The sequence below is a fragment of the Burkholderia sp. BCC0397 genome (assembly GCF_902832865.1).
Classification (GTDB): Bacteria; Pseudomonadota; Gammaproteobacteria; order Burkholderiales; family Burkholderiaceae; genus Burkholderia.
In genome coordinates this window covers 90,827-105,068 of sequence record NZ_CADFDL010000004.1, presented here as the reverse complement: position 1 = coordinate 105,068, position 14,242 = coordinate 90,827, and the positions used below count along the sequence as shown (strand labels likewise).

Genomic DNA, 14,242 nt, shown 5'->3' with positions numbered 1-14,242 from the left:
GCCGCGGGACGTTCGCGGGTGCGCCGTCACGCGCGCACCCGCACTCTCGTCACCTTCGGCGCGCCCTTCGCGCGCGCCTGCCAGAGATCGTGGGCCGACTGCTGCGCGAGCCACAGATCGGCCCTTCCGCCGTTTTCCTCGCCGAGCCACGCTTCGAGCCGCAAGGCCATTTCCGGCGAGATGCCGGCATGGCCGTGCAGGATCCGCGACAGCGCGGCACGTGTCACGCCGAGCTGCGACGCGGCCTCGGTGACGGTCAGACCGAGCGCCGGCAGCACGTCGTCGCGCAGCGTTTCGCCCGGATGGGGCGGATTGAAGATGCGGGTCATCGCTTGAATCACCTTAGTGGTAGTCCTGGTAATCGACCAGAACGACGTCGCGGCCCTCGAATCGGAATGTCAGCCGCCAGTTGCCGTTGACGCCGACTGCGTAATATCCGTCCAGCCCGCCGGCGAGGCCGTGAAAACGCCAGCCGGGCACATTCATGTCGTGCGGCGTGCCTGCGACATCGAGACGCGCCAGCATGCGCCGCAGCTTGGGCGCATGATCGGGCCGAATGCCCGCCTTGCTCCCGGTGACGAAAAACGCTTCCAGTCCCTTGTGTACCCACGACTTGATCATGGACCTCCCACACTCGAGCGCGACGTCGACAGCATGGCCCGGATGTGTATAGCCAAACTATACGAATCACTTGATTTCCTCGTCAATCTGACCAGTACGAAAACGTTCGTCCGGGTCGCCTCATACCTTCGTCGTGTGTTCGGGCACGCATCGCCAGTCCCGCCTCCGTTGCACGCGCTACACCACGCCAATTTGTCTGCTCGCCACGCACCTGACCAGTCGACCCATCGACATATGCCGCCCGCCCGGCCCGCAAGGGGCGACCCGAAACCCCGCCCGCGCAGGACGCCCCTGTCGGCTGCATGTATCATTTGCGGTTGAGATCAGCACGACGAACGAGGCCGCCCCGGCATGGCCGCCGGCCGCCCGTGTCGTGCCGACCGCCTTGTTCGCCATGGAATTCCGGACCCAGTGAAACTCTCGTTCACCAAGATGCACGGCGCGGGCAACGACTTCGTCGTGCTCGACGGCTATTCGCGCGCGCTGCCGCCGCTCACCGAAGCGCAGGTGCGCGCCCTCGCCAACCGCCACTTCGGCATCGGTGCCGACCAGTTGCTGCTGGTCGAGAAACCGACCGTCGACGGCGCGGATTTCAAGTACCGGATCTTCAATTGCGACGGCGGCGAGGTCGAGCACTGCGGCAACGGCGCACGCTGTTTCGTGAAATTCGTCAGCGACCGCGGCCTGACCGGCAAGCGCAGCGTGCGCGTACAGGTCATGAAGGGCCTGATCACGCTGACGCTGCAGGACAACGGCGAAGTCGTCGTCGACATGGGCGCGCCCGTGTTCGCGCCGGCGCAAGTGCCGTTCGATGCTTCGGGCCTTGACGGCCGGACCGACGGCAACGACACGCTGTGGCCGCTCGACGTCGGCGGCCAGACGCGCTGGATCTCGACGGTATCGATGGGCAACCCGCACGCGGTGCAGGTCGTCGACGACGCCGAGGCGTATCCGGTGCTGGAAGAAGGCCCGCTGATCGAGCGCCATGCGCGCTTCCCGCAGCGCGTGAACGCCGGCTTCATGCAGATCGTGTCGCGCCACGAAGTGAAGCTGCGCGTGTACGAACGCGGCGCGGGCGAGACGCTCGCGTGCGGCACCGGCGCATGCGCGGCGGTCGCGGCCGGCATCCGGCGCGGCCTGCTCGATTCGCCCGTGACCGTGCACACCCACGGCGGCACGCTGACGATCAACTGGGACGGCGCGCGCGACGAAGCCGCCTCGCTGATGATGGCCGGCCCCGCCACGACCGTGTTCGAAGGCGAGATCGACCTGACCGCCTGACCCTGCAACGTCCTTGATAACTGAACGCTCCAGCCACATGAACGATCGCGAAGTCGCCGACTACCTGCTCGCCAATCCCGAATTCTTCGCGCAGCACGCCGAACTGCTCGCGACGATCCGTCTCGCGAACCCGCACGGCAAGGCCGCGATCTCGCTGCAGGAGCGGCAGATGGAGATGCTGCGCGACAAGAACAAGCATCTCGAACGCCGGCTCGCCGAGCTCGTACGCTACGGCCACGAGAACGACAGCCTGTCCGCGAAATTCAGCCGCTGGACCGCGCGCGTGATCGCGGAACGCGATCCGTACGCGCTGCCGCGCACGATCGCCGACGGCATCGCCGACGTGTTCGACGTGCCGCAGACGGCGCTGCGCGTGTGGGACGTGGCCGACACCTACGCGCAAGCCGACTTCGCCCGCCAGGTCGGCGAGGAAGTGCGCCTGTTCACGAACGGCCTGTCGACGCCGTACTGCGGCGCGAACACGGGCTTCGAGGCCGCCCAGTGGCTCGCACCCGCGCTCGCCTCCCCGGCCGCGAGCGCGGCGGAAGGCGCCGAAGCCGCGCCGGCCGGCGACGGCTCGGCCGCGTCGGTCGCGCTGCTCGCACTGCGCGCGCCGCTCGCCGGCAGCGACGCGCCCGCGTTCGGCCTGCTGGTCCTCGGTTCGCCCGATCCGCGCCGCTTCCACGACGGGATGGCCACCGACTTCCTCGCGCAGATCGCGACGCTCGCGAGCGCGGCGCTCACGCGCCTGCTGCCGCATTGATCCGCCGCCCGCGATGACCGACGATCCGATCGCCGCCTACCTGTCGAACCTGAAGCACGTCAGGCAGCTGTCGGAACACACGCTGCGCGCGTACACGCACGAACTCGACGAACTGAAGAAGCTCGCGGCCGGCCGGCCGCTCGAAGCATTGACCGCCGCCGACATGCGCGGCGCGGTCGTGCGCGCGCACGCGGCCGGACTGTCCGCGCGCTCGATCTCGCACCGGCTTTCCGCATGGCGTGCGTTCTATCGCTGGTTCGCGCAGCGCGTCGAGATGCCCGCGAATCCCGTCGCCGGGGTACGCGCGCCCAAACGCGAGAAATCGCTGCCCAAAGCGCTGTCGGTCGACGACGCGGTCGCACTCATGGATACGCCGCTGCCCGACACGACCGAAGGCATCCGCGACCACGCGATCCTCGAGCTGTTCTATTCGTCGGGGCTGCGCCTCGCCGAACTGGTCGGGCTCGACGTCAGGTACACGCAGGCCGACGGCTACCGTTCGACCGGCTGGCTCGATCTCGCCGAAGCCGAGGTCACCGTGCGCGGCAAGGGCAACAAGGAGCGCAAGGTGCCGGTCGGCCGCAAGGCGATCGACGCGCTGAACGCGTGGCTCGCGGTGCGCGGCGAATTCGTCAAGCACGATCCGCATCCGCTGTTCGTGTCGGTGCGCGGCAACCGGATGTCACCGGGCGTCGTGCGCGACCGCGTGAAGCGCGCGGCGCTCGCCGCCGGCATCCCCGCCAACGTCCACCCGCACGTGCTGCGCCACTCGTTCGCGACGCACGTGCTGCAGTCGAGCGGCGACCTGCGCGCGGTGCAGGAACTGCTCGGCCACGCGAGCGTCGCCGCGACGCAGGTCTATACGTCGCTCGACTTCCAGCATCTCGCGAAGATTTACGACAGCGCGCATCCGCGCGCGAAGAAGCGCGACTGACGCGCGTCCCGTGTTACCCGCCGCGCGCGGCGGCCGGCACCGGCCGGCGTCGCGCGCGGCCCCTTTCGATCTCATCATGCAAACCGTCACCCTCAAGCCGTCCAAGGAAAAATCGCTGCTGCGCCGCCATCCGTGGATCTACGCCAATGCGATCGACCGCGTCGACGGCAAGCCCGCGCCCGGCGCGACCGTGCTCGTGCGCGCGCACGACGGCCGCTTCCTCGCGCGCGGCGCGTACAGCCCGCAGTCGCAGATCCGCGTGCGGGTGTGGAGCTTCGACGAAAACGAGCCGATCGATCACGCGTTCTTCAAGCGCCGCGTGCAGCGCGCGGTCGCGCACCGCACGACGATGGTGTCGGGCACGGGTGCGGTGCGGCTCGTGTTCGGCGAAGCCGACGGGCTGCCGGGGCTGATCGTCGACTACTACGTCGCCGATACCGCCGAAGCCGGCGCGGCGCCGCGCGGCCAGCTCGTGTGCCAGTTCATGGCCGCGGGCGTCGAAGCGTGGAAGGACGCGATCGTCGCGGCGCTCACCGGCGCGACCGGCTGCCCGAACGTGTATGAGCGCTCGGACGTGTCGATCCGCGACAAGGAAGGGCTCGAACAGACGACCGGCGTGCTGGCCGGCGACGCGCCGCCCGCGACGCTGATCGCGAACGAAAACGGCGTGCGGTATCACGTCGACGTGCCGAACGGCCACAAGACGGGCTTCTACGTCGACCAGCGCGACAACCGCGCGCTCGTCGCGCAGTACGCGGCCGACCGCGACGTGCTGAACTGCTTCTGCTACACCGGCGGCTTCTCGCTCGCGGCGCTCAAGGGCGGCGCGAAACGCGTCGTGTCGATCGACTCGTCGGGCGACGCGCTCGCGCTCGCGCAGCAGAACGTCGTGGCCAACGGCTTCGACGCGGAGCGCGCGACCTGGCTCGACGCCGATGCGTTCAAGACGCTGCGCCGCCTCGTCGACGAAGGCGAGCGCTTCGACCTGATCGTGCTCGATCCGCCGAAGTTCGCGCCGACCCGCGACAGCGTCGACCGCGCGGCACGCGCGTACAAGGACATCAACCTGAGCGGCTTCAAGCTGCTCCGTCCGGGCGGCCTGCTGTTCACGTATTCGTGCTCGGGCGCGATCGACATGGACCTGTTCCAGAAGATCGTCGCCGGCGCGGCCGCCGACGCGAAGGTCGACGCGCGCATCCTGAAGCGGCTCGGCGCGGGCGTCGATCACCCGCTGCTCGCCGCGTTCCCGGAAGGCGAATATCTGAAGGGCCTGCTGTTGCAAATCGTCTGATCGCCCCGATCTAGCGCGGACAACCGTGCCCGCCCCCGTTGGCGGCACAGCGCTTTCGCCTGTCGTCCGGACGACGGGCGAGGGCTTGACAGGTATGTTTCAATGGATGGTTGTGCGCCCCGGCTGGCAAAGCGCGGGCGCGACGCACATCCTGGTTTTGACCCCGATTCACGAACCACAGGCGACCGACATGGCCACTCCCGTCACCATCCTCACCGGCTTCCTCGGCAGCGGCAAGACGACGCTGCTCAAGCGCATCCTGAACGAACAGCACGGCATGAAGATCGCCGTGATCGAGAACGAGTTCGGCGAAGAGAACATCGACAACGAAATCCTCGTGCAGGATTCGAACGAGCAGATCATCCAGATGAGCAACGGCTGCATCTGCTGCACGATCCGCGGCGACCTCGCCCGCGCGCTCGGCGATCTGGCCGCGAAGAAGCGCGAAGGCAAGCTCGATTTCGACCGCATCGTGATCGAGACGACCGGCCTCGCGAACCCGGGCCCCGTCGCGCAGACCTTCTTCATCGACAGCGAAATCGCCGACGATTTCCTGCTCGACGCGGTCATCACGCTGGTCGACGCGAAGCACGCGAACGCGCAGCTCGACGAACACGAGGTGGTGCAGCGCCAGGTCGGTTTCGCCGACCGCCTGTTCATCACGAAGTCGGACCTGGTCGACGACCAGACCGTCGCCGGCCTCAAGCATCGCCTGATGCACATGAACCCGAAGGCCGCGATCAAGGTCGTGAATTTCGGCGAAGCGGACATCAAGGAAATCTTCGATCTGCGCGGCTTCAACCTGAACGCGAAGCTCGAGATCGATCCCGATTTCCTCGCCGAGGACGATCACGCGCACGACCACCACGATCACGATCACGACCATGCGCACGATCACGCCGGTTGCGACCACGATCACGGCCAATGCGCGCACGATCACGACCACGGCCACCACAATCACCACCACGCGCACCACGACGACAAGATCAAGTCGTTCGTGTACCGCAACGACCGCCCGTTCGACCCGAACAAGCTGGAAGACTTCCTCGGCGGCATCCTGCAGATCTACGGCGAGCGGATGCTGCGCTACAAGGGCGTGCTGTACATGAAGGGCGTCGACCGCAAGGTCGTGTTCCAGGGCGTGCACCAGATGATGGGCAGCGATCTCGCCGCGAAGTGGCTGCCGGTCGAGAAGAAGACCAACAAGATGGTGTTCATCGGCGTCGACCTGCCGCAGGACCTGATCACCGACGGCCTCGACGCCTGCCTCGCCTGACCCGCGGCGGGCGCCTGCCGCCCCCGCTGCCCGGCCGCCTTCGCAGGCGGCTGCGGCGGCCGCGCGACGCCTTTTACGGGCAGGGTTTCGCCGTCATCGCTTTTTCGCGATTTGCGCGTTATATTTTCTAGATATCGGCGCGACCGACGGGGATCGACCCGATACGGCGCCCGCTTGCGATTCAGTTACAATACGTGCCCGCTGGAGTACGGCAACAAACAGGCCCGGTTCTTGCTGAACCAGTTTTCCGGGCATCGCAACCGCGCCGGATCGCCCATCCGCCTCCCGGCCGCGGCCGATGCGATCTGCCGCGCAGCACACCGGTTCGCAGCGCGCGCAAATCCGCGCCAGGCCTATCCTGGTATTTGAGAACCGGTTTTCCAGAGGCTTTCGGCCCCGCGGCGGCAAATCGCAAATGATTGCAAGGGCGGTTGCGGGTAATCCCAAAGTGCAGGCACTATCTCTTGATTTGCCGCACATTGAAGAAGCAAGCAGATGACGAAGAAACTCTTGACCGAAGCCGAAATCCTGAAGATGAGCGACAAGGATTACATGAATGAGGATCAGCTCGCCTTCTTCAAAAATCGGCTCGAACAGTTGCAGGCGGACATCCTCAAGAATGCAGGCCAGACGACCGAGAACCTGCGCGAGACGGTGATCGTCCCCGATCCCGCCGACCGCGCGACGATCGAGGAAGAGCACGCGCTCGAGCTGCGCACGCGTGATCGCGAACGCAAGCTCCTCAAGAAGGTTCAGCAGTCGCTCGCCCGCATCGATTCCGGCGACTACGGCTGGTGTGAGGAAACCGGCGAACCGATCGGCATTCCGCGCCTGCTCGCGCGTCCGACCGCCACGCTGTCGCTCGAGGCGCAGGAGCGCCGCGAGTTGCGCCAGAAGCTGTTCGGCGACTGATCGAGCGGCAATTCCGCTCAGACACGCTGCTTCCCGGAAGCGCGCGGCCTGCCGCGCGCTTTTTGTTTTTCCGGCACCGGTTCCCGGCCCGCCGGCCGATTTGCCTTCCCCTCTTGATATCCCGGCGCCCGCCCTAAAATGAAACGGACGCGCGCCGGGCCGCTTCCCGGCGCACTGCGGATTCACGCGGCGGCGCCTCGCGCCGCCCGACTCTTCCCCGTTTTTCTCAAGGAACGCAGATGGAGCAATTTCACGGCACGACCATCGTTTCGGTCCGACGCGGCGACCAGGTCGCGCTCGGCGGCGACGGCCAGGTAACCCTCGGCAACATCGTCATGAAGGGTGGCGCGCGGAAAGTGCGGCGGATCTACAACAACCAGGTTCTGGTCGGATTCGCGGGCGGCACCGCCGATGCGTTCTCGCTCCTCGACCGCTTCGAGGCGAAGCTCGAGAAGCACCAGGGCAACCTCACCCGCGCGGCCGTCGAGCTCGCGAAGGACTGGCGCACCGACCGGATGCTGCGCCGCCTCGAGGCGATGCTGATCACGGCCGATGCGACCACCACGCTCGTGATCACCGGCAACGGCGACGTGCTCGACCCGGAAGGCGGCATCTGCGCGATCGGCTCGGGCGGCGCGTACGCGCAGGCCGCGGCCCGCGCGCTCGTCGAGAACACCGAGCTGTCGCCGCGCGAGATCGTCGAGAAGTCGCTCGGCATCGCCGGCGACATGTGCATCTACACGAACCACAACCGCATCATCGAAACGATCGAGTAAGGACCGCCCCATGAGCACCATGACCCCTGCCGAGATCGTCTCGGAACTCGACAAGCACATCATCGGCCAGGCCAAGGCGAAGAAGGCCGTCGCGGTCGCGCTGCGCAACCGCTGGCGCCGCCAGCAGGTCGCCGACCCGCTGCGCCAGGAAATCACGCCGAAGAACATCCTGATGATCGGGCCGACGGGCGTCGGCAAGACCGAAATCGCGCGCCGCCTCGCGAAGCTCGCCGACGCGCCGTTCATCAAGATCGAAGCGACCAAGTTCACCGAAGTCGGCTACGTCGGCCGCGACGTCGACAGCATCGTGCGCGACCTGATCGAGATCTCGGTGAAGCAGACGCGCGAATCCGAAATGCGCAAGGTCCGCAGCAAGGCGACCGACCAGGCGGAAGACCGCATCCTCGACATCCTGCTGCCGCAACCGCGCGCGGTGGGCTTCGGCGGCAATGCCGATCACGCGAACGACGACAACAACGCGACGCGCCAGACCTTCCGCAAGCGCCTGCGCGAAGGCCAGCTCGACGACAAGGAAGTCGAGCTCGACCTCGAGCAGCCGTCGGTCGGCATGGACATCATGGCGCCGCCCGGGATGGAAGAGATGACCGAGCAGATCCGCTCGATGTTCTCGAACCTCGGCAGCGGCAAGAAGCAGCGCCGCAAGGTGAAGATCAAGGAAGCGCTGAAGCTGCTGACCGACGAGGAAGCGGCCAAGATGCTCAACGACGAGGAAGTGAAGACGAAGGCCGTGCAGAACGTCGAGCAGAACGGCATCGTGTTCCTCGACGAGATCGACAAGATCACGTCGCGCAACAACGAAGGCAGCGGCGGCGAAGTGTCGCGCCAGGGCGTGCAGCGCGACCTGCTGCCGCTCGTCGAAGGCACGACGGTCAACACGAAGTACGGGATGGTGAAGACCGATCACGTCCTGTTCATCGCGAGCGGCGCATTCCACCTCGCGAAGCCGAGCGACCTGATTCCCGAGTTGCAGGGCCGCTTCCCGATCCGCGTCGAGCTCGATTCGCTGTCGGTCGAAGACTTCGAGGCGATCCTCGATTCGACCGACGCGAGCCTCGTGAAGCAATACCAGGCACTGCTCGCGACCGAGGACGTGCAGCTCGAATTCGCCGACGACGGTATCCGGCGCCTCGCCGAGATCGCGTTCGCGGTCAACGAGAAAACCGAGAACATCGGTGCGCGCCGGCTGTACACGGTGATCGAGAAGCTGCTCGAGGAAGTGTCGTTCTCGGCCGGCAACCACGCCGGCGAGCGCGTGACGATCGACGCGAAGTATGTCGACCGCGCGCTCGGCGAAGTGGCGCAGGACGAAGACCTGTCGCGCTACGTGCTGTAACGCGCGCGGCGTCGGATGAAAAACGGGCGGCCCCTTCGTCGGGGGCCGCCCGTTTTCGTTGGTGCGGCCGGCCGATGCCGCCGCGCCGCTTACTGCCGTACCGGCTTCTTCGCGAGCTTGCGCTGCAGCGTGCGGCGGTGCATGTTCAGCGCGCGCGCGGTGGCCGAGATGTTGTTGTTGTTTTCCGCGAGCACGCGCTGGATGTGTTCCCATTCGAGCCGGTCGACCGACAGCACGACCGGATTCTCGAGTGCTTCATCGGCCTGCACTTCGCTCGCGTTGGTCTGCAGCGCAGCCAGGATCGACTCGATGTTCGCCGGCTTCGCGAGATAGTTGTCGGCGCCTTCCTTCACGGCCTGCACGGCGGTCGCGATGCTCGCGTAGCCGGTCAGCACGAGAATCCGCGCGTCGGGCTGCAGGTCGCACAGCGGCGCGATCAGGCTCAGCCCCGAATCCTCGCCGAGATGCAGGTCGACGGTGATGAACTGGAACTTGCCGCCGGCCGCGAGCCGCAGCGCCGCCTCCTTGTCGTGCGCCTGCTGGACCGCGTAACCGCGGCGCTCGAGGCCGCGCGCGAGCGTACCCGCGAACACCTCGTTGTCGTCGATCACCAGGAAATTGTTCTCGCTCATGTGGTTTCTCCGTCTACGTGTTGGTTGAGGCAGCCGGCGCCGTGATGCGCGCCACCGGCAGGCGCAGCACGGCGCGCGTGCCGCGGCCGGGGGCGCCGGCCGGGCGGCTGTCCGGCGTGGCTGCCGCTCGTTCGGTCGCGCGCTGGCCCGCCGCGGCAGCGGCGTGGCCATTCGCGCCGCCGGCGCGCCCGTTGCCGCCCGCCGTGCGCCGCACGACATCGGACAGCTCGATCTCGCCGCCGAGGCGCACGGCCGCGCTGAACGCCAGGTACAGGCCGACCCCGTGCCCGCCCTGCGTGCTGTCGACCGGCATCGCGCCGAGCGATTCGCGCAACGCGGCCGGAATGCCGGGGCCGTCGTCGCATACTTCGAATTCGATCTGGTCGGCCGCCCGCTCGTTGTGCGCGAGCTTCGCGGCCAGCGTCACGCGGTGCGGGCTCGCGCGCGCGGCGTTGTCGAGCAGGATCGTGAGAATCTGGCCGGCCGCGACCGTGTCGTCGAGCGCGACGCCCGACGGGCGCGCGCCGAGCAGGTCGAACTGCACGTGCGGGTGCCGCAGGCGCCAGTGCTCGACGAACGTGTCGAGCCAGTCGTCCACCGGCTGGCGGCTCGCCGGCGCGCTCGCGCGGCTGCGCAGGCGCGCGAGCGCCGACGTGCAGAGCGTCATCTGTTCCTCGAGCACCTTCAGGTCGGCCTCGTAGCGCGCGAGCCCCGGATCGGCGCGCGCCGCGTCGCGCAACTCCTCGGCAAGCATCGCGATCGTCGACAGCGGCGTGCCCATCTCGTGTGCGACGGTGGCGGCCTGCACGCCGAGCGCGACCGCCCGCTCGTCGCGCAGCAGGTGCGCCTGCGCTTCGCCGAGCGCCGCGTCGCGCTGGCGCAGCGCGTTCGACATGCGCGCGACGAACCACGCAATCAGCCCGACGCTGACCATGAAGTTCGCCCACATCCCGGTGCGGTAGTAGTCGAACAGGTTCGCCGGGTTATCCATGTTGAGCGGCACCGAATCGAAGCCGAGCGCCGCGTAGCAGGCAACCGCGAACGCCGCGAGCCAGATCATCAGGTGCCACGGCAGCACGGCCGCCGCGATCGCGAGCGACGGCAGGTACAGCGACACGAACGGGTTGGTCGTGCCGCCCGACAGGAACAGCAGCGCCGACAGCGCACCGAGGTCGACCCACAGCTGGCCGAGCAGCTCGAAATTGGTCTCGGGCCGCGCGCGGAGCACGCGCACCCAGGTCAGCGCGTTGAAAACGATTTCGAGCGCGATGACCATCAGCATCGCCGGCAGCGGCAGATGCACGCCGAAATAGGTCTGCACGACGCCGATCGTCACGAGCTGGCCGATGATCGCGAGATTGCGCAGCCAGAACAGGTGACTGAGGTTGACGCGCCCGGTGGTGGTGATTCGTTGCATCCGAGCAGTTTACCCGTTTAGCGCCCGGCGCCTCTACCGGGGGCCGGATCGGGACGGGCGAACGGACCGCCGTGCGGGCCGGCGCGGCATCCAGTAGCACCCGCCTGCGCCATCAGCCGGCCGCACCGGCCATGCGCTGCGCGATCTCGGCGGCGAGGCACTCGGGGCAGCAACAGCGCGCGCCGGCCGCGGGCGGCGCGCCGCCGGGCGGGACCGGCATCGACGCGCACCAGCAGTCGAACGGCTCCGTACGCGCGCCGCAGTCGAAGCCGCGCCCGCAGCGCGGACAGCGCGCGCGGTGCGGCTTCGAACGGGCGTCGGCGGCGGAATCGGTCATGGCGGAAACGCGGAAACGGGCATGAAAGTCACCCTACGCGACAAGCATAGCGCGGCGAACGGATTTTGCACGTCGGCCGTCCGGCCGATGCGTCCCCCGACAACCGCCGCACGCGCTGGGCGTCGCCCCGTCCGCACCGCAGCCACCGGCCCCGGCGCCATAGCCGGCGGGCCGCGGCGCGTGGTGCCAGCCCCGCGCGAGCGGCCGTCCGGCCGACCCAAAAACCCGATGCTGCGCTGCGCCACTCCTGTACAATTCGCCCTGTTTCAACCGTTCCCAGCCAGAGCCGCCGCCATGTCCGAGCCCATCGACCTCTCGCAGATCGCCCCGACGCTGAAAGCAGAAATCCTCGCCGAGGCACTGCCGTACATCCGCCGCTACCACGGCAAGACCGTGGTGATCAAATACGGCGGCAACGCGATGACGGAAGAGCGGCTCAAGCAGGGCTTCGCGCGCGACGTGATCCTGCTGAAACTGGTCGGCATCAATCCGGTGATCGTCCACGGCGGCGGTCCGCAGATCGATCACGCGCTGAAGAAGATCGGCAAGGCCGGCACCTTCATCCAGGGCATGCGCGTCACCGACGAAGAGACGATGGAAGTCGTCGAATGGGTGCTGGGCGGCGAAGTGCAGCAGGACATCGTGATGCTGATCAACCACTTCGGCGGCCACGCGGTGGGCCTGACGGGCAAGGACGGCGGCCTGATCCACGCGCGCAAGCTGCTGATGCCGGACCGCGACAACCCGGGCCAGTACATCGACATCGGCCAGGTCGGCGAAGTCGAGACGATCAACCCGGCGGTCGTGAAGGCGCTGCAGGACGACGCGTTCATCCCGGTGATCTCCCCGATCGGCCTCGGCCAGGACGGCCTGTCGTACAACATCAACGCGGACCTCGTCGCGGGCAAGCTCGCCACCGTGCTGAACGCCGAGAAGCTGCTGATGATGACCAACATCCCGGGCGTGATGGACAAGGACGGCAACCTGCTGACCGATCTGTCCGCACGCGAGATCGACGCGCTGTTCGAGGACGGCACGATCTCCGGCGGCATGCTGCCGAAGATCTCGTCGGCGCTCGACGCCGCGAAAAGCGGCGTGAAGTCGGTGCACATCGTCGACGGCCGGATCGAGCACTCGGTGCTGCTCGAAATCCTGACCGAGCAGCCGTTCGGCACGATGATCCGCTCGCATTGAGCACGCGCCGCCCGCCAGCGGGCTCCGATCTGCCGGCGTCGCTGCGACGCCGGCGCATCTCCCGCAGCCGGCCGCGCGCCGGCGCCCCCGTCTGGCTATTCGATCTCGACAACACGCTTCACCACGCATCGCACGCGATCTTTCCCGAGATCGACCGGGCGATGACGCAATACATCATCGACGCGCTGCAGGTCGGGCGCGCCGAAGCCGACCGCCTGCGCAACGGCTACACCGAGCGCTACGGCGCCGCGCTGCTCGGCCTCACGCGCCATCATCCGATCGACCCGCACGACTTCCTGCGCGTGGTCCACACGTTTTCCGACCTGCCCGCGATGGTGCGCGCCGAGCGCGGCCTCGCGCGCATCGTCGCCGCGCTGCCGGGCCGCAAGCTGATCCTGACCAACGCGCCGGAAAACTATGCGCGCGTGGTGCTGCGCGAGCTGGGCATCGAGCGCCTGTTCGAGCGCGTGATCGCGATCGAGCACATGCGCGACCGCCGCACGTGGCGCGCGAAGCCCGATCACACGATGCTGCGCCGGGCGTTGCGCGCCGCGCATGCGCGGCTGTCCGACGCAATCCTCGTCGAAGATACGCGCGGCCACCTGAAGCGCTACAAGCGTCTGGGCATCGGCACGGTATGGATTACCGGCCATCTGCCCGGCCATCTGCCGGCAACCGGACGCCCTCATTATGTCGACCAGCGCATTCGTTCGTTAAAATCGCTCCGACTGGGCACACGATCGGGGCGACAAAAATGCAGCCGACTTACCCGCAGGACCAAGCCGTAACGGAAAGCCAGGCCACACCCTCCCGCCCGCGCCCGAAGCCGGGCGAGCGCCGCGTCATGATCCTGCAGATGCTCGCGGCGATGCTCGAGGTGCCAAAACCCGAGAAAATCACGACCGCCGCGCTCGCGGCGCGGCTCGACGTGTCGGAAGCCGCGCTGTACCGGCACTTCGCCAGCAAGGCGAAGATGTACGAAGGGCTGATCGAGTTCATCGAGCAGGCGCTGTTCGGCCTCGTCAACCAGATCGTCGCGAAAGAGCCGAACGGCGTGCTGCAGGCACGCACGATCGCGTTGACGATGCTCAATTTCGCCGCGAAAAACCCGGGAATGACGCGCGTGCTGACCGGCGAGGCGCTGGTTGGCGAGGACGAGCGGCTGACCGAGCGCGTGAACCAGTTGCTCGACCGGATCGAGGCGACCGTCAAGCAATGCCTGCGGGTCGCGCGCACCGAGGCGAATTCGCCGCAGGACGGCGCGACGCCGTTCGTGCTGCCGGCCGACTATGATCCCGCCGCGCGGGCCAGCCTGCTCGTCAGCTACGTGATCGGCCGGTGGCATCGGTTCGCAAAGGGCGGATTCCAGAAACCGCCCGGCGAGCAGGCCGATGCGCATCTTCGGCTGATCCTGCAGTGAACACGTGACCCGGGTTGCGGCCGAAGGGCCTTTC

The 14,242-nt window shown here is 67.6% G+C and carries 16 protein-coding genes; 11 read left to right on the top strand and 5 right to left on the bottom strand.

Features of this window, described 5'->3' with window-relative positions; translation table 11 throughout:
* Positions 1–26 precede the first annotated feature (26 nt).
* Both HWX03_RS14570 and HWX03_RS14565 read right to left on the bottom strand, forming a co-directional pair.
* Positions 27–329: a HigA family addiction module antitoxin gene (locus HWX03_RS14570; protein WP_175871676.1), complete on the bottom strand. Its 303-nt coding sequence runs from the start codon at positions 327–329 to the stop codon at positions 27–29.
* A 13-nt stretch (positions 330–342) separates the two neighbouring features.
* Positions 343–621 (bottom strand): type II toxin-antitoxin system RelE/ParE family toxin, encoded by a 279-nt coding sequence (locus HWX03_RS14565; protein ID WP_175871675.1) that lies wholly within the window; start codon positions 619–621, stop codon positions 343–345.
* A gap of 411 nt (positions 622–1,032) precedes the next feature.
* Here HWX03_RS14565 and dapF point away from each other — a divergent pair, with 411 nt between their 5' ends.
* From dapF to hslU, 8 genes are all read left to right on the top strand, one after another.
* Positions 1,033–1,902 (top strand): diaminopimelate epimerase, encoded by an 870-nt coding sequence (gene dapF, locus HWX03_RS14560; protein WP_175871674.1) that lies wholly within the window; start codon positions 1,033–1,035, stop codon positions 1,900–1,902.
* 37 nt (positions 1,903–1,939) lie between these two features.
* Positions 1,940–2,665 (top strand): DUF484 family protein, encoded by a 726-nt coding sequence (locus tag HWX03_RS14555; RefSeq protein ID WP_175871673.1) that lies wholly within the window; start codon positions 1,940–1,942, stop codon positions 2,663–2,665.
* A gap of 13 nt (positions 2,666–2,678) precedes the next feature.
* Positions 2,679–3,599, top strand: coding sequence for a tyrosine recombinase XerC (xerC, locus tag HWX03_RS14550; RefSeq protein WP_175871672.1), 921 nt, complete (start codon positions 2,679–2,681; stop codon positions 3,597–3,599).
* Positions 3,600–3,675: 76 nt separating this feature from the next.
* Positions 3,676–4,890 carry a class I SAM-dependent rRNA methyltransferase gene (locus HWX03_RS14545; RefSeq protein ID WP_175871671.1) on the top strand — a complete coding sequence of 405 codons (1,215 nt, stop codon included), beginning with the start codon at positions 3,676–3,678 and terminating at the stop codon, positions 4,888–4,890.
* 94 nt (positions 4,891–4,984) lie between these two features.
* Complete coding sequence (locus HWX03_RS14540) at positions 4,985–6,166, top strand: GTP-binding protein (protein ID WP_175871991.1); 1,182 nt, start codon at positions 4,985–4,987, stop codon at positions 6,164–6,166.
* A 495-nt stretch (positions 6,167–6,661) separates the two neighbouring features.
* Positions 6,662–7,078 carry an RNA polymerase-binding protein DksA gene (dksA, locus tag HWX03_RS14535; RefSeq protein ID WP_006477498.1) on the top strand — a complete coding sequence of 139 codons (417 nt, stop codon included), beginning with the start codon at positions 6,662–6,664 and terminating at the stop codon, positions 7,076–7,078.
* A 239-nt stretch (positions 7,079–7,317) separates the two neighbouring features.
* Positions 7,318–7,854: an ATP-dependent protease subunit HslV gene (hslV, locus tag HWX03_RS14530; protein ID WP_047899301.1), complete on the top strand. Its 537-nt coding sequence runs from the start codon at positions 7,318–7,320 to the stop codon at positions 7,852–7,854.
* Positions 7,855–7,864: 10 nt separating this feature from the next.
* Positions 7,865–9,208: an ATP-dependent protease ATPase subunit HslU gene (hslU, locus tag HWX03_RS14525; protein ID WP_175871670.1), complete on the top strand. Its 1,344-nt coding sequence runs from the start codon at positions 7,865–7,867 to the stop codon at positions 9,206–9,208.
* Positions 9,209–9,297: 89 nt separating this feature from the next.
* Here the strand turns inward: hslU and HWX03_RS14520 are convergent, their stop codons facing one another.
* The 3 genes from HWX03_RS14520 to HWX03_RS14510 form a co-directional block, all read right to left on the bottom strand.
* Positions 9,298–9,840, bottom strand: a complete 543-nt coding sequence (locus HWX03_RS14520) for a response regulator transcription factor (protein WP_011658200.1) — start codon at positions 9,838–9,840, stop codon at positions 9,298–9,300.
* A 13-nt stretch (positions 9,841–9,853) separates the two neighbouring features.
* Positions 9,854–11,257, bottom strand: coding sequence for an ATP-binding protein (locus HWX03_RS14515; RefSeq protein WP_175823001.1), 1,404 nt, complete (start codon positions 11,255–11,257; stop codon positions 9,854–9,856).
* A gap of 112 nt (positions 11,258–11,369) precedes the next feature.
* On the bottom strand, positions 11,370–11,594 hold the full coding sequence (locus HWX03_RS14510) for a cysteine-rich CWC family protein (protein ID WP_175871669.1): 225 nt from the start codon (positions 11,592–11,594) through the stop codon (positions 11,370–11,372).
* A gap of 294 nt (positions 11,595–11,888) precedes the next feature.
* Here HWX03_RS14510 and argB point away from each other — a divergent pair, with 294 nt between their 5' ends.
* Genes argB through slmA form a run of 3 tightly spaced genes read left to right on the top strand, consistent with a single transcriptional unit; the run spans position 11,889 to position 14,208 of the window.
* Positions 11,889–12,788, top strand: a complete 900-nt coding sequence (argB, locus tag HWX03_RS14505) for an acetylglutamate kinase (protein ID WP_174390543.1) — start codon at positions 11,889–11,891, stop codon at positions 12,786–12,788.
* Complete coding sequence (locus HWX03_RS14500) at positions 12,785–13,576, top strand: pyrimidine 5'-nucleotidase (RefSeq protein ID WP_175823003.1); 792 nt, start codon at positions 12,785–12,787, stop codon at positions 13,574–13,576. Before argB ends, HWX03_RS14500 begins: the two co-directional genes overlap by 4 nt.
* Positions 13,543–14,208, top strand: a complete 666-nt coding sequence (gene slmA / locus HWX03_RS14495) for a nucleoid occlusion factor SlmA (RefSeq protein ID WP_175871668.1) — start codon at positions 13,543–13,545, stop codon at positions 14,206–14,208. Before HWX03_RS14500 ends, slmA begins: the two co-directional genes overlap by 34 nt.
* Positions 14,209–14,242 lie beyond the last annotated feature (34 nt).